Raw genomic sequence first — 24433 nt, forward strand, 5'->3', positions numbered from 1 at the left:
GTTGGCCGGGATTTAATTCATTCATGTTAAAACGCACCATGAAGGTAGTCCCAGGCGAATTGTTTACCGGTTCAATAGATGCCTTATGCCGGGCGCAATACTGTAACATATTGCCAGACCCAGACCGGTGCCGTTGTCTTTGGTGGTTAAAAAGGGCGTACCCAGTTTTTGCAGGAGTTCAGGATCAATACCCCTGCCGTCATCACTAACGGCCAGCACGATTGTTTCAGCATCCTCCTGAAAGGTTCTGATAGTTACCCTGCCTTTGGCTCTGGTAGCTTCCAGACCGTTGCGGACCAGGTTAAGCAGCAGCTGGCGGATTTCCTTTTCGTCCAGCATCAGATCAGGAATTTCCTGCAATTCCAGGTAGACATGCTTGTCGGTTAATATGGCGTCAGCCACCAGCAGGGGATAAAGAGCGGTAATTATGGCATTCAGATTATGCGCCTCCAGGTCGACCCGTTTGTTTTTAGCCAGAGCCAGGAACTCGCTGATAATTTCATTAGCCCGCTCCAGTTCTTCCAGCATAATGTTAAAATAGGGCTGGTGATCCTTAAAATCATCGTGCAGCTTCATGATCTGCAGAAAACCTTTGACCGTTGTCATAGGATTTCTTATTTCATGCCCTATTCCAGCGGCCATTTCGCCGATGGTATGGAGTTGGCTCAGCCGGGCCATTTCCCGTTCCAGTTTGCGATGTTCGGATATGTCTTCCAGCAAAAGCATGACTCCGGTAATACTGCCATTTTCCATTATTGGCGAACTTTTTATCCGTACCAGGGCTTCGGTGCCGTTTTTGGTTAAAACCATGGTTTCGAAGGTTCCTGCCTCGCCTTCCAGCCGATTCTGTATTTGCAGGGTCATGGGACCATTTTCCGAATCTGCCAGGAATTCCATAATGTTGCGGCCGATTATTTCCTGAGGTTCATAACCCAGTACATTTTTGACGGAGCCGTTTACAAAGGCTATAGATTTCGTAAGATCATATATTATAAAGACCTCATTCATATTTTCTATAAGGTAATTGCGATAGTCGAGTTCCTTTTTTAAGGCCAGTTCAGCCAGTTTCTTCTCGGTAATATCCCGGGTGACCAAGAGCCCATCCCCGGCGTATTCATCATAATCAATGATTTTGCCGATCGTTTCCAGCCATATATAGGAGCCGTCTTTGGCGCGCCATCTGTATTGGGCGCTGGCGTGGCCGGTTTTTATGCCTGCATAGAGTTTATCCAGGAGCGGGTCAAGATCCTCCGGGTGAATATACTGAAAACCACTCTTTCCCAGTAATTCCTCTGCCGTATACCCGACTACTCTTTCGTACGAAGGGCTGAGGTATTTGTAAACAAAATTTTGCAGGTCAAGGAGGGCAATCATATCATAGGCGTTTTCAGCTATCAAACGGTATTTGGCTTCCGATTTTCTTAAGGCCTCTTCGGCAGCCGCCTGGGAGGTAATATCGGTAATTGAGCCGTAATAGAATTCTATATTGCCGGCCTCATCATACTTTATAAATATAGCCAAATCTAAAACGAGTTTTTTGCCTTCTTTGGTCATGAATTCTCCCGCAAACCGCTGATAACCTCCGCCATGGTTTATAGCTGCCGAAATTTTTTGGAAATAATAGTCCCATTCCGGCATTATTTGCCGCAAATTATGCAGCTCATCCCGGGAGAGGTGCATTAAATCACACAAAGCATCATTACAGCTTAGCAGTGAACCGTCAGGGCTGACGGCTAACATGGGCTGTACGGAGTTTTCCACCGTGTGTTTTAATAAAATGAAGTTTTCTCTTTCCCGGTTTTCTCTTTCAATAATCCGCAGCCAGTGTTCTGCCTCCCACCGGTCGGTATTCTTGGCTAGAAAAAGCTCATCCGGCATTATGGAAAAATTCTCGTAGAAGATACCGTTCTTAATAATAACCGGGTGGCTGATTATGGCATATTTCAAAAGGGTGGGATCGGTTTTCCAGCGATCATATTGACAAAGAGAGATAACCGGATAATGGGGAAATATTAAAGCATTTGAGCGGGAATTTGCTTCAACCAGGTTCCAGGCCGGTTCTATACCGGTTATAGAATATAGAGCTTCATTGGTCAGACGAACTGCCGGGTAGCCTTCCGCCAAACAGTATTTGATGAATTCAATGGCAAAGTCTTCGATTTGTTCAAGCCGGTCCTGGTTATTTGTTTCCGGCAAGTCCTCCGCGCTTAAAAATAATAACTGGCCGCTTGCTTCCAGGGAAACGGTGTCCTGGCCCGCATTCTGCAAGTAATCAATAATGGTCTGTTTGCGATGGTGATTTAAGGCATATATGCATTTATCCCCGCGTTGTAAGCCTTGAATCAGGAAAGGGATGACCGCTTCTTCCCATTCGGTTTCATTTTCATAGATTAAACAGGCGTGGTCATGAAGCTGCAGCCGATATACACTAAGGTTTTTCTTAGGGGCTTTCATTATGCAACAATCCTTTTAGCAGCTAATGGTTATTTTATGCAAAGTACTAATTCTACATAATGCAAACATTTCCTGCCTATGGGATTAATGGGTGAAAAATTTACTGTTGCAAAAGAAAAGGGTTCCGACCTGATCGGAACCCCGGGAGCCCAGGTAAAAACAGATTTTTATTATGCTTGAGATTGCAGAATAGTTCCCAGTTCGCCCACCGCGATGTAGGAGTTAATGTCAGCGGCGACACTATATAAGAAATTATCGGTAGCGGTATTTTGCACTATCCATTCTGTACCGTTAGTCGATATAGCCGCTTGACCCGGACTGCCAACAGCTATGAAAGTCCCCCGGCCATAGGTTACAGATTGCCACCACGGCGGGTATTCGCAGGTGCTGTGGTCTATCCAGCGTTTGGCATCGCTGGAGGTTAAAATAAGCCCCTGGTCGCCCACGGCCACATAGATGCCCTGGGCATAGGTGACCCCCTGGATCATATGCCAGCTTGAGCCTGCGTCTTGGCGAGTCCAGTTTATCCCGTCAGGAGATGTCAGATGGTGCTGTTGTCTCCAACGGCTGCGAACAAGCCCGCCCCAAACGTTACGCCAAAGAGGTCGCTGAAGACACCGGATTTCTGAATGGACCAATCTACGGCATCAGGAGAAGTCAGGATAATGCCTTTTTGTCCTACAGCCACAAATTGCCCTGCTCCATGGGTAACCGCAAAAAGGCGGTTGCTGGGCTCGATGTTTTGCTGGGTCCAGTTTACCTCATCAGGCGAGGTCAATATAACGCCGTTATCACCGACCGCCACAAAGGTTTTATTACCTAAGGCAATTCCCAGCAGGTTGGTTTCTATTCCCGAAACCCTCTGCACCCAGTCTCTGCCGTCCGGAGAACTGAGTATGGCGCCTGCTGCGCCCACGGTTATAAAGCCCTGGTTTCCACGGCCGCTAATGACCGACCGCAATTCATTGTAATACCCCTTCGAACGCATGGTCCAGACCCCAGCGTCAGGGGAAGTCATAATAATGCCCCCTTGGCCGATCGCAACGAACAGGCCGGGTCCAGCCAGGACTCCCAGCAGCAGTTTGTAATCTGCAGAAATATCTGCCGACCACTCCAGGCCATCCGGGGAAGTCAGCACCACTCCGGGATCCACATCATCGTGGCCTGCGGCCACGAAAAGTCCGTTGCCGTAAGTAACGCTTTCCAGACGGGCGAAGGTATTAGAATCACGGCTGGTCCAGTTCACCCCATCCGGTGAACTCAGGACGCTGCCTCCTGAACCTACAGCCACAAACAATCCATTACCATAGACTACGCTGTTTAAGCGGTATTGAATCTGAGCGCCTTGATCAACAATCCTTGGCATTGTCAGAGGTAAAAATATGACCGTCCGCCCCCACAGCCACAAACATGTTATTGCCGAAAGCCACACTGCTCAGCCAGTAGGCTTCTATACTGATATTACCCCAGTTTTCACCATCAGGAGAAACAAATATTTGACCATACTGTCCTACGGCCACAAACATGTCCTGACCATAACATATGCCGTCAATCCAGCATCGGTGCCGGAATCCTGCCGGGTCCAATTCTCACCATCGGCGGAAGTCAATATTGTGCCCAGCATGCCAACGGCGACGAACAGCCCCGCGCCAAAGGCTACCCCGGTAAGATAAATAGAAGTGCCGGAAAACTGTAGCGTCCAATTAATACCATCCAGGGAAGTCATAATAGTACCGTATTGTCCCACAGCCACATATTTTCCATTGCCATAGGCAGCTGAACGCAGGGTGTTTCCCTGCGGAAGAGGATTTCTCCATAGCCAGAGATCAAAGGGCATCACTTGACAAATCACCACTTTCCAATTATTTTCATTCAACCCCTGAAATGAGATGAGGGTTAAGCTGCTATTAATACACTTATGCAAAAGAGATGTATTTGTGAACATTTAATTGCTGCTTTCCGTAAAAATGTTTCACGTGAAACATTTCTGCTGGCTATGATGCAAATAATTTCAGTAAATGTGTTAACCTATGGTTAACTTTCTTAGGAGGCAGAGCGGTGCCGGATGGATGGCTGGTAACCAGTAAAGCTGATATGGAGAAACGCGGCTGGGATGATTTGGATGTCATCCTGGTAAGCGGGGATGCCTATGTGGACCATCCCGCTTTTGCTGCGGCTATTCTGGGGCGCTGGCTGGAACATAAGGGTTTTAGAGTTGGTGTTATCGCCCAACCCGGCTGGCAAAATACTGACGATATCTCAAGACTCGGCCGACCCCGGCTGATGTTTGCGGTTTCAGCCGGTAATATGGACAGTATGGTCAATCACTATACGTCTGAAAAGAAAAAACGCCGGCAAGACGCCTATTCTCCGGGAGGAAAGACCGGGCTTCGCCCCGACCGCGCCACGCTGGTGTATTGTAATTTGATACGCCAGGCATTTCCAGGGACGCCGCTGGTGATTGGCGGGGTGGAAGCCAGCCTGCGCCGGTTGGCCCATTATGATTACTGGAGTGATAAAGTAAGGCGTTCTATTCTGGTTGACAGCCGGGCTGATTTATTGGTGTATGGAATGGGGGAGGCCAACCTGGCGGCGATTGCCCATCGTATACAGGCTGGTCAGGATATAAGTTCTATCCGCGACCTGCGGGGAACCTGTTATATCAGCCGGGAAATACCTGGGGATGCCGCCCAATTGCCCGCTTATGAAGAAGCGGCTGCAGATAAACAGGCGTTTGCGTGTGCGACCCGTGTTATTTTGGAAGAAAACAACCCGTATAATGCGCGGGTACTGGCGCAAAAACACGCCCAACGCTGGGTGGTCCAGAACCCTCCGTGCCTGCCCCTGACATCCGATGAACTCGACGCTTATTATGAGCTGCCCTATATGCGCAGGTCACATCCGGATTATGACCAGGCTGGAGGAGTCCCGGCCCTGGAAACGGTAAAATTTTCACTGGTAACCCATCGCGGCTGTTTTGGGGGCTGTTCGTTTTGCGCTCTCAGTCTGCACCAGGGAAGATTTATCCAGTCCCGCAGCATAGAAAGCCTGGTGAAGGAAGCGCAGAGCCTTACCCGCCACCCTGACTTTCGCGGAACGATCAGTGATGTGGGCGGTCCGTCAGCTAATATGTACGGGTTTGATACCTGTAGTGAAAACTGCCGGGGCTGTAAACGTAATACCTGTTTGCATCCACGATTATGCAAGCAAAAAGGGGCGGATCACAGCCCCTCCCTTAAACTTTGGGAAGCATTGCGTCAGGTGCCGGGGGTTAAGCACCTGTTTGTAGCCTCCGGCCTGCGTTATGATCTGCTGCTTAAGGATTCCAGCGGGCGTTATATGGAGGAACTCTGCCGCTGCCATGTCAGCGGCCAACTGAAGGTGGCGCCTGAGCATGCAGCCGCGGAGGTGACTCGTTTAATGCGTAAGAGCGGGAAGGAAGATTATTTGCGGTTTTCGCAGCTTTATAAAGATCTGAACCAACGGCTGGGGCGCAAGCAGTATCTGGTACCCTATTTTATGATTGGCCATCCCGGCTGCGGGTTGCAAGAAAGCATTGAAATGGCTGAATTTGTACGCGATCATATGGAGCACTATCCCCGGCAGGTGCAGAATTTCATGCCTACGCCCATGACCTTATCCACATGTATGTACTATACCGGGCGGGATCCCTTCAGCGGCAAAGAAGTGTACGTTCCCCGTTCCGAGCAGGAACGATCTTGGCAGCGAGCCTTACTGCAATACAATCAGCCTGCCAATTGGCCTGCTGTCCGCGATGCCTTGCAGGCTGCCGGGCGCTCTGATTTGATAGGGAATAAACCCGGCTGCCTAGCGCCTCCCGTAAACAAGGGGCGTAAAAAATAAATATATCAGCACGGACCGGTGTGTTTGACCTGTTTCATCAAAGCGATGCGCCTTTGGGCCGCATCAGCACAATTCCGTTGTTCTTCGGTTTCTATTAACAATGGGGGGATTTCTGTGGGCCGTCCGTTGCGATCCAGGGCTACCATGAAAAAGTAGCCTTCGGAAACATGTTTGATAAGACCGCGCGTAAGGTCCTCGGCATCTACCCACACATGGACTTCCATCGAGGTCCTGCCGGTGTAATTCAATTCCGCATTACAAATAACCAGATCGCCGACAAAGATAGGTTCAATAAATGAGAGCTGCGTTACACTGGCTGTAACCACATTTTGCAGACAATGCCTAGCTGCGACCACACCTGCCGCCGAGTCCATAAGCTTCATTACTTCACCGCCGTGCATGTTCCCGGCTACGTTAGCGTGATAGGGAAGCACAATCTGGGTCATGGTAATTTTCGATTCCTGGCGAGATTTCGGGACCATAGCCTTCAACTCCTCATACAGTTATAAATCCTGTCCATAGCTTAACATAGATGTCAAGTGTCAAGGGGAGTGTCAAGGAGTGTCAAGGGGAGTGTCAAGGGGACGGTTCTCTTGACACTCTTGACGCCAATAGCTTGTGAATGTGGCGCCGGTAAACCACAATCCGGCAATGATGGCGGTTAAAGGAGCTACCATAATCAAGCCCAGACTGCCTACCATAGTATGCAGGATCTCTGCTGACACATATTTAAGATTAAGTATATTGATTACCGGAGTGCCTTGAGCCATAAAAACCATCAACAGAGCCATATATCCGCCCGAATAGGCTAAAAGCAAGGTGGTGGAAAACGATACGATTCCATACAATGCTTTAACCGGACGGCAGCGGCTACACGTTTTCATTTTTGCTTCCAGTCTATAACGGGATTGTAAAAATGCGTTAGCGAGTATTTAAATGCGGGGTTAAAAGTATTTAAAGGATGTTCTCGGGCAGAATCTAGAATTGCCTTCGCATCAAAACCAGCTACAATAATTTCCCGTAATTCATAATTCTTAAGAAATTATTAATAAATTTGTCTGCTTGTTATTAAGAACTTGCCCTTAGAGTGATACGAAAGGATTACAAATAAGGACTGCGTCAGGGGATGTATCCGGGAGGGATAATGTGCGAAAAGGATGGATGACAACTGAGCAATGGGCCGGAATATTCTTTACCGCTCCCAGCCTGACCGGGTTTTCCGTCTTTTTTCTCATTCCCTTCTTGTTTGTCATCTATTACAGCCTCATTAACAACCAATCTGCGGGCTGTTTTGTGGGCCTGGCCAATTATGTAAACTTACTGCGCAATCCCGTTTTTTTGAAAGCTGGGTTTAATACCCTGGTATTTGCGGTCGTCTCTGTCCCTTTAATCATGGCTGTGGCCCTGGGTTTGGCCCTCCTGCTAGACCGCCGACTGCCGGGGCGGGATTATTACCGGGCAGCTTTTATGCTGCCTTTAATAGTGCCGACAGCTTCGGTAGTCTTAATCTGGCAGGTGATATTCAATTTCCATGGTTCTTTAAATAATGTGGTAACCATGTTGGGATTAAATCCGGTCAACTGGATGAACAGCGGCTGGTCGCGGGTAATCGTGGTTTGTTTTTACTTATGGAAAACGCCGGTTTTAATATGATACTATTTTTGGCCGCATTACAAAACGTACCCAGGGAATTATACGAAGCCGCCTATATCGATGGGGCCGGTCCGGGACAGCGGTTTATCAATGTGACTCTGGTGCATATTGTTCCCACCGCGTTTTTTGTGTTTATCATTTCTATTATCAATTCGTTCAAGGTTTTCCGTGAGGTTTATTTAATTTCCGGCAGCTACCCCCATGAAAGCATTTATATGCTGCAGCACTATATGAACAACATGTTTATGGCTCTGGACTATCAGAAGCTGTCTGCTGCCGCAGTAATTACGGCTCTGGTTATAGCCTGATTGCCGGGCTGTTTTTTAACCTGGACAAAAATCTGCGAAAGGTTATGGAATGATGGGCAGGAGTTTGATAATCACCCGGGCAGGAATTTATCATACGGTTTTTTTAAGTGCGGCACTGGCTTTGCTTTTCGTTCTGCCGCTGCTTTTAACTGTCAGTAACTCTTTTATGTCCGAAGGAGAGATTAAAAATAATTACGGGGCCATTTTATCGGGAGCAGAAAGCCCCGGAGCTGCCGTTGATAGATATGCAAATCTCAAGTTTATTCCGGATATGGTGACGATAAAACAGTATTACCGTGTTTTGATTAAGGAATCACAATACCTGTTAATGTTTTGGAATTCAGTTTTTATGGTGGCAACTATCATGGCCGGGCAGATTCTGATAGCCAGCATGGCATCATTTGCCTTTGCCAAAATAGATTTCCCCTGGCGGGAGCAGCTTTTTTTCGTGTATATCCTGGTAATGCTGATGCCCTTTCAAGTAACCCTGGTGCCCAACTACCTGGTGGCCGACTGGCTGCAGCTCATCGATAAAGCGGGAAGCATTATATTTCCCGGTATATTCAGCGCCTTCGGGGTATTCCTTTTGCGGCAGTTCATGGTTTCCATACCCAACCAATATATTGAAGCGGCTCGCATTGACGGAGCCGGTTATTTCACAATATTCTGGCGCATCATTATGCCTATGTCCAAAAACGCCATAGCTGCACTAGCCATTCTGGTCTTCATGGACAACTGGAATATGGTGGAACAGCCGCTCATATTCTTGCAGACCGCTTCCAAGCAGCCCCTGTCCTTATTCTTATCCCAGGTCAATCTTATGGATATGGCATAGCCTTTGCGGCGGCGGCCATATATATGATCCCGGCCTTGTTGATCTTCTTTTATGCCGAGAATTACTTTGTGGAAGGCATACAACATTCCGGGTTAAAACAGTAAAGGGATGAGGAGAGAACCGATGAACACCAGTATCGACAGTGAACTGCAAAGCGGGGAACAAAAAAAGACCTTGAGTAAAAAGCTATTGATTATCTTCTTTGGGATCATGATATTGCTGACCTTCTTTTCCAATACCATTAACAACTTCACCCTGCCGCGGGTTAAGGTCGAGTATCCTTCCAGCGGCGCACTGGTGAAAGAGGTTTTCGCTTCCGGGGAGATCATACCCAAGGCCAGCCAGTCGGAATATACCGCCTTAAACACCGCGGTGGAAAAGGTGTATGTAAAGGCCGGCGAGACGGTAAAAAAAGGACAGTTGGTTATGAGTCTGGACAAAACCTCCGCTATGACTACTTACCGCCAGGAAGAGCTGAATCTGCAAAAGTTGAAACTGGACATGGAAACGGTTGGCGAGGCGGGCAGCGAGACAGGAAATCACAGCCTGGCGTTTAAGCGTGACGAAGCTCAACAAAAATATGATATGGCCTGCCATGATTTTGAACGGACCAAGGGCTTATTTGAGGCTGGGGCCGAATCGAGGCTGAACTATGAAAAGGCGGAAAACCAGATGAAAACCACTGCCAGAGAATATAAGCAGGCCTGTGAGGATTACAGCAAGGGAGTCAAAAAAGCCGCTTGTGATGTCATGGCTCAAGAGCTAAAAGTTGCGGGACTTAAACGGGAACTTGACACCAAATACGAACTGCATGCCCAATACGACGGTTTGGTTAAGGAAGTTAATTTTACCGAAGGGAGCCTTGCTAATAGTTCTAAGGCCCTGTTTGTGATTGCGGATCAGAGCCAGGGTTATGAATTCAAGATGAGCGTTGATGATGAACAGGCGTCATACCTGGCGCGGGGGGATGAGTTCACCGTCAGTTTGAAATCCATGCGCCGCAGTTTGAAAGGCGTTGTCTCCAGGATGGTAACCGGCACCCAGGGTAAAAAGACGTCTTTTGGATGTAGAAGCACAAGGTTTGGCGGGGGGAGAGGCCGGCCAGGCTTTTATAAGTAAAGATATTGGATTTTATGATTGCCTGGTGTCCAACAGCGCGGTGAACAAGAGTGAGGGAAGCGATTGCGTATGGCTTATCCAGGAAAAGCAGGGGGCTTTTAAAAACGAACTCTATGTAAAGAAGTTGAATGTTACTGTACTTAACTCTGACATCAATAAAAGCGCTCTGCAAAGAAGCGGTCTGGATCAGGATTCCAGGATTGTCTGTAAGGTCGACGGCGATCGCGGTCTGACTGACGGCGGCAGGGTACTCTTATGGGAATAGATCTAAATCGCAGGGGATGAGGAATTTGAACAATAAGACCTGGCGGGTTTTGCTGATAGGATGGGCAATTATGATACTATCCATCTGCCTGGAAGACGATGTTCTAATGCAGCTTAAGCGTGTCAACGGCCCTGGCGGGCTGGAGAAAACTGTTTTTACGGCCAGGCTGGGGTTAAACAGTGACAAGACTGGCAGCCTTGATATAGACGATATTGATTATCTGCGTAAAAAGCTGCCGGGAATAAACCTCTCCTATCTGGCCCGCCAGGAGGGCATGGCAGAGGGAAACCACAAAACGGCCGGGGTTAAAGTGTTGGGTATCAACTACCTGTGGCCGAGGTTCTATGCTCTTAATATAACCGCCGGCAGCATGTGGACGCCGCAGGCGGAGAACGAAGGCCAGCGGGTGGCGGTGATCAGTTCCGAACTGGCCATCAGGTTATATGGAACTATGGAAGTAATAAACACACAGATTAAGGTTCTGGGCAAGGATTACCTGATTGCAGGTATATATACACCGTCAGCCGGTATTTTAAAACACTTAACCGATGACGGGATACCGGAGGTTTATATACCGGGGGCGGCGTTTTTTGAAACAGTTCAGAACCCGTTTATACGGGAACTGCAGATAGATTCCGCCCCGGCAGGCAGCCTGGATTCAGCAAAAATGATACCGGCCCTTTTGCATCTGAGGGGCAAAGACATGACTGCATATACCGCAATCGACTATCATATGGCCCGGGTATTGATGGAGCAAGTACCGCAAATACAGGTTTTTATCATGGGTATTCTGCCTATACTGGTCATACTTAAGTTCTGGCTGAGCCGTATCCGCAATATAGCATGGGCGCTGCGCCGAGACAGCCGGGAAGATGATTTCAGAATAATTATGAAAAAGCGCAGGCGGGAAATCAGAAATTTCCTAGGGCTGACGGCTGGCCTGCTGGCCGTAATAGTTTTCATATGGAGCAGGATACATTTTAGCCCGTATATCCCGCCCCGCTTAATACCGGATGATCTTATAGATATTTCACATTATGCGGAGGTGGTTAAACAGGATATTAGCACCGGGCAGATAATGGCGGAGTACTGCAGGCCCGAAACGGAGGTTCAGCTGGGGGTATGCAAAATCATCAATCGTTTTCTCTACTACATTGCCTGGCCCCTGGGACTGGGACGGGCCTTATATGCCTGGTCCCAATATAAAAGGAAAGCGGGAGAGTGTAATGAGTAAAAAATGTCTGAGTATGTTTATAATTTGTATCCTGTTGGCTGCGGGTTTATTAGGCTGCGGGGGAAAAGAAAGCCCGGTATCATCTGAGCAGGGGAGTAAACAAGGCCCGTCGAAAACGTATCGCGAAAGTGAAATCAAACTGGACAAACTGCAGATGGTCATGAACCTGGCCCTGGATTCCCAGGATCGCCTGGTTATGTATGATGACGAAGACCGCGATTCCAAGTTTGTTATTCTGGATAAACAAGGCCGGGAGATAAAGCAAATACCTGTCCGGGAGATGCTCACCAAAACAGTTATAATAACGGTCGTATATTCGCACTGGACAGCAGAGGCAGAATATACCAGCTGCAGCAAATCAGCGTATATGATAAACCCCAATCGGAGGAACCCCGCGAATTAATAAAACGATTGCAGATATATAGTCCCGGAGGTCAAATAGAAAAGACGATCGAACTGGGGAGTATGACAGGCGAAAACAGCTTGAACCAGATGGACCGGGCTGTGGCCGTCGATGCAAAGGGAAGGATCTACATACTGCACCAGGATGGCAAAATTGAGGTTATAGAAGAAAACGGCCAGTCCCTGAAAACCATTCGCGGTGACAAATATTATGAAATGGATATAGATAAACAAGGCAACTTGATGGTGACAGGAAGAGACACAGAGGGGAATTTCCTGGCTGAGATCAGTACTTCGGGCAAGGTCATATGGAAACGGACGCTGGAAAATATTAAGATGGCGGTCTTGAGCTATAAATATAATATTCATGACGAATGTTCTTATATCGCTGATTATTCCGGGATAAAGAAATATGATCCCCGGGGCAATTTTGTGGAAGAGGTCTTAAATTATCGTGATACCAGTATTTTCGTCTCCGACGCTTTTGTCAACAGTATCGCTTTTGACGCCCAGAGTAATATATACATCAGCATAATGTATAATGGCGCTTCAGAATCCGGCCGGCAGTTCAGTGTGTATAAATATATCCCGGATAAAGCTGCAGCCAAGCCTCAGGGACCGCAAAAGACACTGAGCATTGCCGTGGCCAGCGGTGATCCTTTGATGATGGAGAAAGCGGCGCGATTGTTTGGAAAGAAACATCCCGGTGTCGTGGTTGAGGTCAAGGATTATTCAGGCCGGTCGCACCACGGCGACAGAGACGATTATGAAGACTATATAAAAAACATAAATACGGAAATACTCAGCGGCAAAGGCCCGGATATTATTTCGACTGAAGGGCTTCCGTACCGCAAGTATGCGGAAAAGGATGTTTTCCTAGATTTAAAAAGCTTGATGAACCAGGATAAAAGTTTCAAACGCCAGGATTATTATGCTAATATCCTGAAATCCTGTGAATCCCAAGGCAAGCTCTATGCCATGCCGGTAAGTTTTTGGATACCGGTGATGGTTGCTGATGGAGCCATGCTGCAAAAAGCCGGTGTTTCCATAGATGATTCCCGCTGGGTATGGTCTGATTTTTACGATGCCGCCAAAAAGATTTGCCAGGATAGCAATAACGATGGGAAACTCGAAACCTATGTGCTGCCCAAACTTCGCAATGACAGAATGCTTGATTACATGCTGGCCAGCGAGTACCGCAATTTTGTTAATGAAGATAAGAAAAAGGCGCATCTCGATTCCCCCGCTTTCATACGATTTTTAAATACTTATAAGGATTTGACCGGCAAATATACGAACAACAAAGTTGATGAAGAGGAATTGATTTTTTCGGGAAACCGGAGCAGTATCGCCTTCTTCCCCTATGATTCTTTTGGCGGGGATTTGACCATGGAAAGAAGCGCCATGGGGTCCCAGACCCGAATCCTGGCCATGCCGCACGGCAGCGGCCTGGGGGACCGGCCTTTCGATGCGGAAATGTATGCAATAAACAGCAATTCCAAGCTGAGAAAAGAAGCCTGGGAATTTCTCAAGTTTATAACCAGCAAAGAACAGCAGATATCTTTAAACTTCTATGGGGTGCACATAAACCGGCTGGCCCAGGACCATTTCTTTGCCGAAGCCGCTAAGCAAAAATCGTCCTGCGTGACGTTTGGCAATGAGGAACATGTTAAAACTGTTGACGTAGAGCCTTTGACACCTGAGCAGATCAAACAAAACCGGCAGTTAATAGCCGCCTTAAACCATTGCCATACCATAGACCCACAGATCAAAAAAATAATGGGAACGGAAATAGCTGTGTTTGTCAGAGGCGAAAGGTCAGCGGCACAAACCGCTAAGATTCTGCAGAATAAGGTTACACTCTACCTCAATGAATAAGGTGTCAAGGGGTGTCAAGGGGACGGTTCTCTTGACACCAAGTCCTAAAAACTAACTGGGTGTCAAGAGAACCGTCCCCTTGACGCTTGTCCCCTTGACGCTTGACACCCTGAAATGGCGGGAGAAGAATTATGGCGGGAATAGTCCTGGATGGAGTAAATAAAATCTACCCTAACGGTTTTCATGCCGTAAAAGATGCGGACTTTACATGCGCTGACCACGAATTCGTAATTCTGCTCGGCCCTTCGGGCTGCGGCAAAACCAGTATTCTCAGAATGATTGCCGGTTTGGAGGAAATCAGTTCAGGTCAAGTGTATATCGGGGAACGTCTGGTTAATGAGGTTGAAGCCAGGGACCGCGATGTAGCCATGGTGTTTCAGAATTATGCCCTGTACCCGCATATGACGGTTTTTGACAACCTGGCCTTCGCCTTGAAGCTGCGTAAAATGAGCAAACCCGATATAAAAATGAGGGTGCATGAGGCTGCCCGCATGCTTGATATAGAAGGACTCCTGCCCCTTAGGCCCCGGCAGCTATCCGGCGGGCAGATGCAGCGGGTGGCGCTGGGGCGGGCGATGGTCAGGCAGCCGCAGGTGTTTTTATTGGATGAACCTCTGTCTAACCTGGACATGCAGCTAAGGGTGCAGATGCGGTCCGAATTGATCCGCATGCATAAGCAACTGGGAACCACTTTTATATACGTTACCCATGACCAGATGGAGGCTATGACCATGGGCAGCATTATTGTAGTAATGAAAGACGGGGTATTGCAGCAAGCCGGATCGCCGCTCGATGTTTATGACAAACCCGTTAATATGTTTGTCGCTGGTTTCGTGGGCAGCCCGGCTATGAACTTCCTGCAAGGATGCCTGGGCGTAAATGGAGGCCAGGTAAGTATTAAAGGTACGGGTTTTTGTTTCCAAATACCAGAACACAAAATTACCGCCAGCCTGAAAGCCCATACAGGAAAACCTGTAATAATAGGTATCCGCCCCGAAGATATATGGTGTACAGATGTATACGGGGAAGAATCTGGCCCCGCCTCTCCTGTTGTCCAGGTTGATATTATTGAGCAGGTAGGGTACGAATACTATCTGCATTTGGACCTGGAAAAGCAGAGGTTGGTGGCCAGGACTTCACGAAGCTTATCCGCGCGGCCTGGAGACAGAATAAGAATAAGCCTTGATCTTAAACGATTACACCTTTTTGACTATGATAGTCAGGAGGCGCTTATATAACATGGGGTCCAGAGTTTATTAAGCCTTAAGATAGCCGCTATAATTCGGGATCGGACAGTTTAACCACCTGCTGCGGAGAGCGCAGGCCGTTGTTCGCAGCCGCAGCCACCGCCAGGGTCTTCACATCCAGGGATTCCACAATATCGCTGGGTACCACGATCAGAGTGTTCTGTTCGTTCTTCAGGGCCTCATACATTATCGTCATGGCTCCTAAACGTTTGTCAAGGGGACGGTTCTCTTGACACCAAGCCCTAAAAACCAACCAGGTGTCAAGAGAACCGTCCCCTTGACACCCTTGACACCTTGACACCTTTAATTAGCATTTGCCGTAATCTCCTGTTATAATTAAGCCGTATTTTTCCTCTTTATAAGGGCGATGCAGTTTAAGGAGTGAAAAAGCCATTGAAATACCGTATTATATCGATTGGCAAGATACGGGAGCCTTTTTTTCAGCAGGGGATTCAGGAATACCTAAAACGGCTGCAGCCCTATGCCAGCATTGAACTGGTTGATGGTCTGGAGGAAAAACTCAGTCCCCGCGCCGGGGATAAGGATATAGAAAAAGCCCTGCAGCGTGAGGGCGAACGCATCCTGGCGTTGATAAATGACAACGAATTGCTGATTGCTTTGGATATAAAAGGCCGGATGCTGTCCTCTGAAGCCCTGGCTCATACTATGGAAGCATGGAACCAATCCGGCAAATCGCGGGTAAACTTTGTCATTGGCTCCTCCTTTGGGCTCTCCCCAGCGGTGAAAACCCGTGCCGATCTGCGCCTCTGCCTGTCCCCCATGACCTTCCTGCACCAGATGTCGGGCTTAATCCTTGCCGAGCAGATTTACCGGGGGTTCAGGATAATCAAAGGTGAACCATACCATAAGTGAACGGGCATAATTCAGGGCATAGTACGAATTAAAGGCCAAAAGGCCGGAGAGGGAGTTATCATGTATTCAAATAATCAGACCTCACCCGGTAAAGTAAGATTCATAATCCTGGGCATCCTGTTTATTACGCTGATGATTGCCTATATCGACAGGGTGAACATATCCATCTTGATTGCCGACCCCGGTTTTATATCCGATATGAATCTTCAGGCTCAGGCTGCCCGGCAGGGGATGTTAATGACCTTATTTCTCATAGCCTACGCATTGGGGAATGTTATCCTCGGATATTTTGGGGATCGGCTGGGACCCCGTAAAGCGGTGTCTGTATCTATTGTGGTCTGGTCTTTCTGCCTCTTTGTTGCAGCTAAGGCCGGCAATCTGGTTACATTGCTCGGCGCCCGCGTTTTTATGGGTTTCGGTGAGGGTTTCCACTGGCCTATGCAGAGTACATATGTTAAGAACTGGTTTCCGCTGCACGAGCGGGCCAGAGCCAACTCGATCTGGGCGGTGGGACTGATGGTGGGGCCAGCTATTGCCGTGCCTTTGTGTTCAGCATTGTTGCAAAATGGGGTTGGTCCAGCTCTTTTTTAATTCTTGGCTTGACGGCTTTGGTAGTGCCTTTGCCTTTAATATGGTTTTTTACGGCGGACCATCCGCGGGAACATCGCTTTATCAGTGATGCAGAAGCTGGTTATATAGAACACGGGCAGGCGGATGAACAATCCGCCCTGGCCAAGGTTCAATCCGGGTCCTATCTGCAACTGCTGCGTTCCGGCAGCTTCTGGCTGGTAACCATAGGCTATATGGCAACAGCTTCAATCTGGTGGGGAACAATTACCTGGCTGCCCCAATATCTCAAGGTAGCCCGGCATTTTTCCTGGGCACAGATGGGTTTCTTTGCTTCACTGCCCTATATATTGGGAGCGATTTCCGTTTTAGGGGTAGCTTATCTCTCGGATAAACTGGGACGTCGAGGGATTTTCTACACGTTGGGCTTACTTGGTTCGGTGGTGTTTATTTATCTGGGTTCGACAACGGCCTCCAATTTAAACAGCGCGATTTATATCGCAGTCTCGATCTTCTTTTTGGGCTGGGTTACACCGGTAGCCTGGACCCTGCTGCAAGGCCTGGTAGCGCCGAATCTAGTCGGAGCGGCCGCCGGGCTGATGAACGGTATTTCCAACGGGTTTGCCGCCCTGGCGCCGCTGATTATGGGCTATCTTATCGGGCTAACCGGCAGTTACCTGGCGGGAATGTTCTATTTAATTGTGGTGGGCTTAATCGGCTCCGCTTGTACAGCTGTATTCGCTATCAGGAAATATTAAGGGCCAGGAGACGGTTCTATTGTTTTTAAATATTTACTTGGCGTTCTAATGTGCAATAGGATAGACTTATAGCAACCGTATAGAAAATTAAGGAAGCAGGGGGTGTGGCTAATGGCTCATGTATTACCGGATTTACCTTATGACTACAACGCATTGGAACCTTTTTGTGATGAGGCGACAGTAAGATTGCACCATGATATGCACCATAAAGCCTATGTGGATGGCCTGAACAATGCGGAGAGCAAGCTGGCCGAAGCTATCGAAAAGGGCGATTTTGCTTTGATCAAACATATCGAGCGGGAGTTGGCGTTCCATGGCGCAGGACACATTCTGCACACGATATTCTGGGAGAACATGAAACCGGGAGGCGGCGGCCCGGCAAATGGCGCGGTTGCCGCACTAATTGACCGTGACTTCGGGTCCTTTGATAACTTTAAGAAACTGTTCTCTGCTGCGGCTGCAGCCGTAGAAGGATCAGGATGGGCGATACTGGCCTGCAACCCGGTCTTTGAAAAACTGGTGGTCTTGCAGGCGGAAAAACACCAGGATCTGACTCAGTGGGGCGCGGTTCCGCTGCTGATAGTGGACGTATGGGAACATGCCTATTATCTCAAATACCAGAACAAACGCGCGGCCTGGATCGAAGCTTGGTGGAACCTGGTCAACTGGGATGATGTCAATCGACGGGTAGCATTGATGCAAAACCGTTAATCAAAGTGGGTCCGCATTCTAAGTATCTTAACTAAGAGGAGTGATAAAATGAATGCTGCCAAAAAGGTGTTGGATACCATGAAAAAGGAAGGCAAGCCTATGAGCGCCGGACAGATTGCGGAAGCGACAGGCCTGGATAAGAAGGAAGTGGACAAGGCCATGAAGCAGCTGAAACAGGAAGAGAAGATTGTTTCTCCCAAAAGATGCTACTGGGAACCCAAGTAAAGATAATATCAGATGTAAAAATGCCAGGACTTTAACCATTAAGGGTTACGTCCTGGCATTTTGTTTTGTATGGTTCATCAATCTTACATCCCGGCCATTAGATTGCATATGGCGTTGGAGAAGGATACCGGGTCCTCAATGGCCATGCCTTCTATCAGCAGGGCCTGGTTATACAAGAGCTCGCTGAAGGTCTTGAGCCTCTCTTTATCGTTTTCATATAAGCGGGAAAGCGAAGAGAACAAAGGATGATTGGCGTTTATTTCCAATATCCTGTCGGCTTTAATCTGGTGCTGGTGTTCTGACGGCATCGCATTCAATATTTTTTCCATTTCCAATGACAACGGCCCTTCTGTGCTCAGGCATACGGGATGGGTTTTTAAGCGGGACGAAAGGCGGACTTCTTTGACTCTGCCGGATAAGGACTCTTTCATGAAGCTGAACAGGTCTTTATAGTCCTCAGCTTGTTTCTCTGCGGTCTTCTTTTCTTCCTCGCTTTCTAACTCCAAATCGCCGCTGGAAACCGATTTAAACTCCTTGCCGTCATATTCCATCATAACCTGCAGGGTAAATTCATCCACATCATCAGTTAAATACAGGATTTCATAGCCTTTATCTTTAACCAGTTCGGTTTGCGGCAGGCGGTCGATCCTCTCGATGCTTTCGCCGCTGGCATAATAAATATACTTTTGGCCTTCCTGCATGCGTTCGATATATTCGGCAATAGTAACCAGTTTCTTTTCGTGGGAGGAATAAAACAGTATGAGATCTTTCAAGAGGTCCTTATGGGCCCCGAAATCAGCATAGGCTCCGAATTTTATCTGCAGGCCGAAGCTTTTGAAGAATTTTTCATATACTTCGCGTTCATTGTTTAACATGTCCATGAGTTCACTCTTGATCTTTTTCTCCAGGTTTTTAGCGATTAGTTTTAACTGGCGGTCATGCTGCAGCATTTCGCGGGATATATTAAGGGATAGATCCTGCGAATCCACCAGGCCGCGCACAAAGCTAAAATGATCGGGCAGGAGGTCGGCGCATTTTTCCATGATTAATACCCCGTTGGAATATAGCTGCAACCCCTTTTCATACTCTCTGGTGTAGTAGTTGTAAGGTGTGCGGGCCGGAATAAACAATAGGGCGTTATAGGTCGCTTTGCCTTCCGTGCTGCTGTGAATGACCCGCAGGGGATTTTCAAAATCAAAGAACTTGTCCTTATAAAAATAGAAATAGTCTTCATCGCTTAATTCATTCTTATTCTTGCGCTAGATGGGAATCATGCTGTTCAGGGTCTCGGTTTCCGCATAGCTTTCGTATTCGTTATCGCTGCCTTCCTTGGGACGCTGTTTCTGCATGTCCATTTTAATGGGATAACGGATATAATCAGAGTATTTCTTTACCAGGGAGCGGATTCTATACTCGCTCAGATACTCGTCATAGTTTTCCTCATCGCCATTGTCTTTCAAGGTAAGAATAACGTCGGTCCCCACTGTTTCCCTGCTTGCAGGGGTTATTAAATAACCATCCAATCCTTCAGATTCCCATTGGAAGGCCTTATCAGAACCGTAGGCCCTGGTAACTACGGTTAGTTTTTTACACACCATAAATGCCGAATAAAAGCCTACCCCAAAGCGGCCTATTATGTCAATGTCCTCCAGACCCTCGTTTTCTTTCATAAAGGCCAGCGAACCGCTGTTGGCGATAGTTCCCAGGTTGTTTTCTAATTCTTCTTCAGTCATGCCGATACCGGTATCCGATATGGTAAGTATGCGATTTCCCTTATCAACTGAGATTTTAATAAAGAAATCGTCTCGTTTCATGTCTACGTTCTGGTCGGTTAAAGAGCGGAAATAAAGCTTGTCAATAGCATCACTGGCATTGGAAATCAATTCCCGCAAAAAGATTTCCCGGTTGGTGTAAACAGAATTGATCATCAGGTCCAATAAACGCTTTGATTCAGTCTTGAATTGGATCTTTTCCACTACTCTCTCACCTCAGCACAAATATTTTCCTGATACTCCAGCCAGAGTATCAAAATAATATATAGCTCAATTCATTTTAAATTTCAAGGGGTTGTTGACTGAACCAGGGCCGGGCGTTTTTCGCCGAATAAAACGAACACGCTGGGGGGCTGTTTATAAATGGCTCCTTGACGCGGATGTGACTTGAACCCGCCTTTACCATTTAATGACAAGCTGTTGCGGCTGTGTTATTATATATAAAAAATCGGAGGTTGATTAAATGATAACTACAACTACGCCCAATATTGAAGGCCGGGTTATTACTGACTATCTGGGCCTGGTAACCGGAGAAGCGATCATGGGCGCCAACGTGGTGCGTGACATTTTTGCCAGCATCACGGATATTGTAGGCGGAAGATCAGGAGTATATGAGAGCAAACTTGGGGATGCGCGCCGCATAGCTATTGGGGAAATGGTAGAGAAGGCATCCAAGCTGGGTGCTGATGCGGTAGTGGGCATTGACCTCGATTACGAGGTTATCCGGGAAGGGATGCTGATGGTAGCCGCCAGCGGAACCGCGGTTAAACTGGGCTAAGAAGCCTTAAAATCTGGTTTAGCCAGGTAATATTTTAATAGTTTCACCTCATATTCATAGACTGTGCCGTTATGTTTATAAGATACTGCGCTTAAACCTATTGTGGGTATGAATTCGTGCTGTAATTTATAACCGACACCCCCATCGGTAACTGAATAAACAGGCAGGTCAGAAGGTATTTTTATGTTTATCCGGGAGTGTTCTTGACGGCTTACCAGCGAAATATACAGATCATCTTCACGGATGGCGGATAGAACGCCGAATCTTTGCCCAGCAAAGAGAGGAAATTCAAACAGCATTTCCATATTGCTGCACTCGATATAAAATTCCTTTTCCCGGGTAGCTTTGATAAAACGGGTCCTTTGTTCAGGCGGGATATAATAAAGCTTATTTGAATACAACAGCAGACAGTAGCGGTTTTGGGGGTCCAGATGAAAAGGGTCCCCTTGCATATCTGCCAGTATGTAGTTTGGACGGCGATATAATTTTTTCACCTGCATATGTATTTTAAAATCTTTATTATCAACTTCATTTGGTCCGACCGCTTCTTTTAATGAACAGTCATAATCCCAGTAACTGCCTGCATTCAGAGGGTAGTATTCGATTGCGTTAAATTTATCCAGGGGGTCTGTTTTAACAGGTTCAGTCTTTTGGTTGTAATGTTTAGGGATAACAATAAAAACTGAAACCAAGGTTAAAGCTAAAGCTAATCCCATGGCTCCAGTTATATATACCCATCGTTTGCCTGCCCAATTCAATTCCAATACCGCCTTAAGGTAATTTTCCTGTCAAATATACGCGCAATGGGTTTAATACTTACAGCCAGACAGGAATATTATAGAATATTTATATGCCTGAAACAGTAATACTTATCCTGGAGGCAGAGTTTGTTGTTTGTGCCATAAAGTGATTTAACAGGACGTCAAAAAGGGAGTAATCAATTGGCTAACGGCAAAACCTTATTTAAAGCGGCGGGATTTATGATGCTGGCCACCCTTCTGGCGCGGTTGCTGGGTATGGCCCGGGATATGGTGCTCTATACATTCTTTGGACCGGGAACGGTTACCGATGCTTACAATGCAGCCTTCTCGCTGCCCGATCTCATCTATATGCTTCTGGTGGGGGGAGCCCTCAGTTCTGCCTTTATTCCCGTTTTCGGCAGCTACCTGGCCCGGCAGGAAGAGGAGGAAGCCTGGAAAGTAGCCAGTATTGTTTTAAATACCCTCCTGGTATTGTTAATAGTCCTTATTATTGTGGCGGAAATATATACCCGGCCGTTGATGCTGCTGCTGGTGCCAGATCTTTCCCCGCAGGGAATCGATCTGGCGGTAACCCTGAGCCGGGTCATGTTTATCCAGACCTTTTTTATGGCTTTAAACGGCATTGCCTGGGTATTCTGAATTCCAAACAGCATTTCATTTCTCCCTCCATAGTCTATCCTGTACAATGTCGGAATAATCGGCGTAGGTGTGCTAATGGGGCGTGTATGGGGCATCATGGCTTTTTCTGTTGGCGTAGTAGCCGGATCGATTCTGAGTTTCGCTGTACAGGTGCCCAGCCTGGCAAAAGTAGGTTTCCGGTACTACCCCACGCTTAACCTGCGTCATCCCGGCTTCAAACGGATAATAGTTTTAACCCTGCCGGTAGTGATAGGTCTGTCCGTTACCCAGTTAAACCTCCTGGTCAACCAGTACCTGGCTTCGGGCCTGGCGGCAGGTTCAATCTCCACCTTACGCGTGGCACAGCGGATTATGCAGCTGCCGGTGGGGATATTCGGCGTAGCCATCGCTACAGCGGTCTTTCCCACTATGAACATACAAGCGGAGAAAAGAGAACTTAAAGACTTCAGGAGGACTTTTTCGCTGGGCATGCGGGCTATATTCCTGATTACGGTTCCTGCGGGCCTGGGGCTTATCGCTTTGCGCGAACCCATAATCCGATTGCTTTTTGAACAGGGCAGCTTTACAGCCACAGATACCATGTATACCGCGGGGGCGCTTCTGTTCTATTCCCTGGGGCTTTTTGCCTACAGCGGCTTGCAGCTTATGAACCGGGTTTTCTATTCCCTGAAGGATACCTTTACTCCCGTTATTATTGGAGTTGTTACCGTGGGAATAAACATAGTTTTTTCCATGTTATTGCTTCCCTATATGCAGGATAGGGGACTGGCCCTGGCCTATTCACTGGCCGGAGCCGTCAATCTGCTGCTCTTGCTCATAGTCCTCAAAAGGCGGCTGCGTACTGTAGACGGGTTTAAGATAATGAAAACCTTGATGATAGCGACGGCGGCTTCCGGCCTGATGTATGCTGCGGTCCGGTTTGCTGCCGGTTACCTGGCTGTGGCGCTGCATTTTGTTCCTAAAATTAACGAACTGATAATAGTATCTGCGGGAATAGCCCTTGGTATGGCGGTTTATGCGGGGATTGTAATGTTGTTCCGCCTGGAGGAGACCAAATTGATCCTGGGGATGATGCGGAATCGCCTGCCTTTTCTGAGATTTTTAGGTTAAGGAAGGCCAGGATAATTCGAGTCCCAGGATTGAAAACGTTTCCCGAAATGTTTCCCTCTAATTATAAAAACCATGCCATTTTCAGCTGCCGTTAAGTACCCGTAAGGATGTTTTATTATCCTTACGGGTTTGCAAACCGGCATAATCTATGTCAAAGGCGGGAGTGTGAGAATATAGCTGATACGGAATCAGGTTCCGGGTTCAGCCTTCTTATCGGTGCCTGGTCCTGGCGGAGGTCCCCCTGGGCCTCCCTGCCCTTGCCCTCCTGAAGGCATGGTCATGACCCGAACTTGTTCAACCTTGTTATCACCCGTGCTGCTGAAGGTTATTTCCACCATGTCGCCGGTCTTTATATCACTTAAAGCGATTTCTTTAGTGCTGTCTCTGAAACCGGAAAGGATTTTTGCAGTGCTGGGAATACTAATGGATTTGGTTTCGCTTGTAACTTGAGGAGAGCCTGGCTGCCCGGGATCTAATGTAGAATTTTTACCCTGATCCTGGGGCGGTTTCTGGTTGACAGAACCGGGCAAAGATGCGGCCTCTCCTCTTTGCGGCCTTTGGGCAACAGCCAGGGTTAGAGTGCTGTCGTTTATACTCAAAACCTTACCCATAAGGCGGGAACCATTGTTTTCTTTTCCTGTCGGAGGAACGTTTTTGCTGGCAGGAGTCTGTCCCTGTTTTTTGCTGGCAACATCTTGCTTAACATTAGCCGCAGATTTGGATGCGGATGCTTTGGTTTTTGTCTGAGCAAGGGCTTCTTTAGTTGTTTTGCTGCTGTTGTTGGTACAACCAGCGGCCGTTACTAAAAGGAATGTACATAACAAAATACTCACCAGGTTTTTTTTCCGCAAAATTAATCAACCCCCTATTTTAAATTTAGCACCATACTTTTAATGGAATTAATTAGACCAACACTCACCTCCCCCGCGAAAAGACCGATTTGCGCTAAGCATTTCCGGACTGTAAAAATATTAGCTGAT

Annotated in this window: 22 protein-coding genes and 5 pseudogenes; 16 read left to right on the forward strand and 11 right to left on the reverse strand. The window is 47.6% G+C overall.

The features are described from left to right. Positions 1-63: 63 nt before the first annotated feature. From JCM14374_RS03135 to JCM14374_RS03150, 5 genes are all read right to left on the reverse strand, one after another. Positions 64-2454: a PAS domain S-box protein gene (locus JCM14374_RS03135; protein ID WP_054693360.1), complete on the reverse strand. Its 2391-nt coding sequence runs from the start codon at positions 2452-2454 to the stop codon at positions 64-66. Between the two features lie 170 nt (positions 2455-2624). Beyond that, positions 2625-2942 (reverse strand): hypothetical protein, encoded by a 318-nt coding sequence (locus JCM14374_RS03140; RefSeq protein ID WP_054693363.1) that lies wholly within the window; start codon positions 2940-2942, stop codon positions 2625-2627. A gap of 53 nt (positions 2943-2995) precedes the next feature. Continuing rightward, positions 2996-3820, reverse strand: coding sequence for a WD40/YVTN/BNR-like repeat-containing protein (locus JCM14374_RS03145; RefSeq protein WP_054693366.1), 825 nt, complete (start codon positions 3818-3820; stop codon positions 2996-2998). Then, positions 3804-3974, reverse strand: a complete 171-nt coding sequence (locus JCM14374_RS13360) for a hypothetical protein (RefSeq protein ID WP_172674136.1) — start codon at positions 3972-3974, stop codon at positions 3804-3806. Before JCM14374_RS13360 ends, JCM14374_RS03145 begins: the two co-directional genes overlap by 17 nt. Beyond that, positions 3965-4330, reverse strand: coding sequence for a WD40/YVTN/BNR-like repeat-containing protein (locus JCM14374_RS03150; RefSeq protein WP_207641575.1), 366 nt, complete (start codon positions 4328-4330; stop codon positions 3965-3967). Before JCM14374_RS03150 ends, JCM14374_RS13360 begins: the two co-directional genes overlap by 10 nt. Before the next feature lie 182 nt (positions 4331-4512). On the opposite strand from JCM14374_RS03150, the gene JCM14374_RS03155 reads away from it, so the two are divergent. Then, positions 4513-6318 carry a YgiQ family radical SAM protein gene (locus JCM14374_RS03155; protein ID WP_054693371.1) on the forward strand — a complete coding sequence of 602 codons (1806 nt, stop codon included), beginning with the start codon at positions 4513-4515 and terminating at the stop codon, positions 6316-6318. A 5-nt stretch (positions 6319-6323) separates the two neighbouring features. Here the strand turns inward: JCM14374_RS03155 and JCM14374_RS03160 are convergent, their stop codons facing one another. Together JCM14374_RS03160 and JCM14374_RS03165 are read right to left on the reverse strand one after the other, a co-directional pair. Beyond that, complete coding sequence (locus JCM14374_RS03160; RefSeq protein WP_054693374.1) at positions 6324-6800, reverse strand: acyl-CoA thioesterase; 477 nt, start codon at positions 6798-6800, stop codon at positions 6324-6326. A gap of 72 nt (positions 6801-6872) precedes the next feature. Next, positions 6873-7151: pseudogene (locus tag JCM14374_RS03165) on the reverse strand (YibE/F family protein); the annotation flags it as partial. A gap of 313 nt (positions 7152-7464) precedes the next feature. Between JCM14374_RS03165 and JCM14374_RS14395 the strand changes: the two are divergent. From JCM14374_RS14395 to JCM14374_RS03205, 9 genes and pseudogenes are all read left to right on the forward strand, one after another. Next, complete coding sequence (locus JCM14374_RS14395; protein ID WP_242848802.1) at positions 7465-7971, forward strand: carbohydrate ABC transporter permease; 507 nt, start codon at positions 7465-7467, stop codon at positions 7969-7971. After that, complete coding sequence (locus JCM14374_RS14400) at positions 7968-8279, forward strand: carbohydrate ABC transporter permease (RefSeq protein WP_242848803.1); 312 nt, start codon at positions 7968-7970, stop codon at positions 8277-8279. Before JCM14374_RS14395 ends, JCM14374_RS14400 begins: the two co-directional genes overlap by 4 nt. Positions 8280-8331: 52 nt before the next feature. Next, a pseudogene (locus JCM14374_RS03175) lies at positions 8332-9218 on the forward strand (carbohydrate ABC transporter permease). 19 nt (positions 9219-9237) lie between these two features. Next, a complete protein-coding gene (locus JCM14374_RS03180; RefSeq protein WP_054693380.1) occupies positions 9238-10233 on the forward strand; it encodes an HlyD family secretion protein in 996 nt (331 codons plus the stop codon). Beyond that, positions 10175-10498, forward strand: a complete 324-nt coding sequence (locus JCM14374_RS03185; RefSeq protein ID WP_157048933.1) for a hypothetical protein — start codon at positions 10175-10177, stop codon at positions 10496-10498. The genes JCM14374_RS03180 and JCM14374_RS03185 overlap by 59 nt, the downstream gene beginning before the upstream one ends. Before the next feature lie 25 nt (positions 10499-10523). Next, positions 10524-11732 (forward strand): ABC transporter permease, encoded by a 1209-nt coding sequence (locus JCM14374_RS03190; RefSeq protein WP_054693386.1) that lies wholly within the window; start codon positions 10524-10526, stop codon positions 11730-11732. Between the two features lie 13 nt (positions 11733-11745). Then, a complete protein-coding gene (locus tag JCM14374_RS03195) occupies positions 11746-12135 on the forward strand; it encodes a hypothetical protein (protein WP_157048934.1) in 390 nt (129 codons plus the stop codon). Between the two features lie 8 nt (positions 12136-12143). Further along, a complete protein-coding gene (locus JCM14374_RS03200) occupies positions 12144-14012 on the forward strand; it encodes an extracellular solute-binding protein (protein ID WP_054693390.1) in 1869 nt (622 codons plus the stop codon). Positions 14013-14143: 131 nt separating this feature from the next. Then, a complete protein-coding gene (locus JCM14374_RS03205) occupies positions 14144-15250 on the forward strand; it encodes an ABC transporter ATP-binding protein (protein WP_054693393.1) in 1107 nt (368 codons plus the stop codon). A gap of 37 nt (positions 15251-15287) precedes the next feature. On the opposite strand, the gene JCM14374_RS13365 is transcribed toward JCM14374_RS03205, so the two are convergent. Further along, positions 15288-15512: a hypothetical protein gene (locus JCM14374_RS13365; RefSeq protein WP_157048935.1), complete on the reverse strand. Its 225-nt coding sequence runs from the start codon at positions 15510-15512 to the stop codon at positions 15288-15290. A 140-nt stretch (positions 15513-15652) separates the two neighbouring features. Between JCM14374_RS13365 and rlmH the strand changes: the two genes are divergently transcribed. The 4 genes and pseudogenes from rlmH to JCM14374_RS03230 all read left to right on the forward strand — a co-directional run bounded on the left by rlmH (position 15653) and on the right by JCM14374_RS03230 (position 18393). Next, the gene (gene rlmH / locus JCM14374_RS03210; RefSeq protein ID WP_054693396.1) at positions 15653-16132 is read left to right on the forward strand and encodes a 23S rRNA (pseudouridine(1915)-N(3))-methyltransferase RlmH; all 480 of its coding nucleotides are present in this window, start codon (positions 15653-15655) and stop codon (positions 16130-16132) included. Positions 16133-16264: 132 nt separating this feature from the next. Beyond that, positions 16265-17457: pseudogene (locus JCM14374_RS03220) on the forward strand (MFS transporter). 111 nt (positions 17458-17568) lie between these two features. Continuing rightward, complete coding sequence (locus JCM14374_RS03225) at positions 17569-18168, forward strand: superoxide dismutase (RefSeq protein ID WP_054693405.1); 600 nt, start codon at positions 17569-17571, stop codon at positions 18166-18168. 48 nt (positions 18169-18216) lie between these two features. After that, positions 18217-18393, forward strand: a complete 177-nt coding sequence (locus JCM14374_RS03230) for a helix-turn-helix domain-containing protein (RefSeq protein WP_054693408.1) — start codon at positions 18217-18219, stop codon at positions 18391-18393. A gap of 83 nt (positions 18394-18476) precedes the next feature. Here the strand turns inward: JCM14374_RS03230 and htpG are convergent. Continuing rightward, a pseudogene (gene htpG, locus JCM14374_RS03235) lies at positions 18477-20369 on the reverse strand (molecular chaperone HtpG). Positions 20370-20628: 259 nt separating this feature from the next. Here htpG and JCM14374_RS03240 point away from each other — a divergent pair. After that, positions 20629-20943, forward strand: coding sequence for a YbjQ family protein (locus tag JCM14374_RS03240; protein ID WP_054693411.1), 315 nt, complete (start codon positions 20629-20631; stop codon positions 20941-20943). On the opposite strand, the gene JCM14374_RS03245 is transcribed toward JCM14374_RS03240, so the two are convergent. Next, the gene (locus JCM14374_RS03245; protein ID WP_054693414.1) at positions 20940-21701 is read right to left on the reverse strand and encodes a hypothetical protein; all 762 of its coding nucleotides are present in this window, start codon (positions 21699-21701) and stop codon (positions 20940-20942) included. The two genes, JCM14374_RS03240 and JCM14374_RS03245, sit on opposite strands and share 4 nt — an antisense overlap. 225 nt (positions 21702-21926) lie before the next feature. Here JCM14374_RS03245 and murJ point away from each other — a divergent pair. Beyond that, positions 21927-23453: pseudogene (murJ, locus tag JCM14374_RS03255) on the forward strand (murein biosynthesis integral membrane protein MurJ). Positions 23454-23641: 188 nt separating this feature from the next. Here murJ and JCM14374_RS03260 read toward each other — a convergent pair. Further along, entirely contained in the window at positions 23642-24304 is a 663-nt protein-coding gene (locus JCM14374_RS03260) for a hypothetical protein (RefSeq protein WP_054693422.1), read from the reverse strand. Positions 24305-24433 lie beyond the last annotated feature (129 nt).

The organism is Syntrophomonas palmitatica JCM 14374 (assembly GCF_001311885.1).
Taxonomy (GTDB): Bacteria; Bacillota; Syntrophomonadia; order Syntrophomonadales; family Syntrophomonadaceae; genus Syntrophomonas_A; species Syntrophomonas_A palmitatica.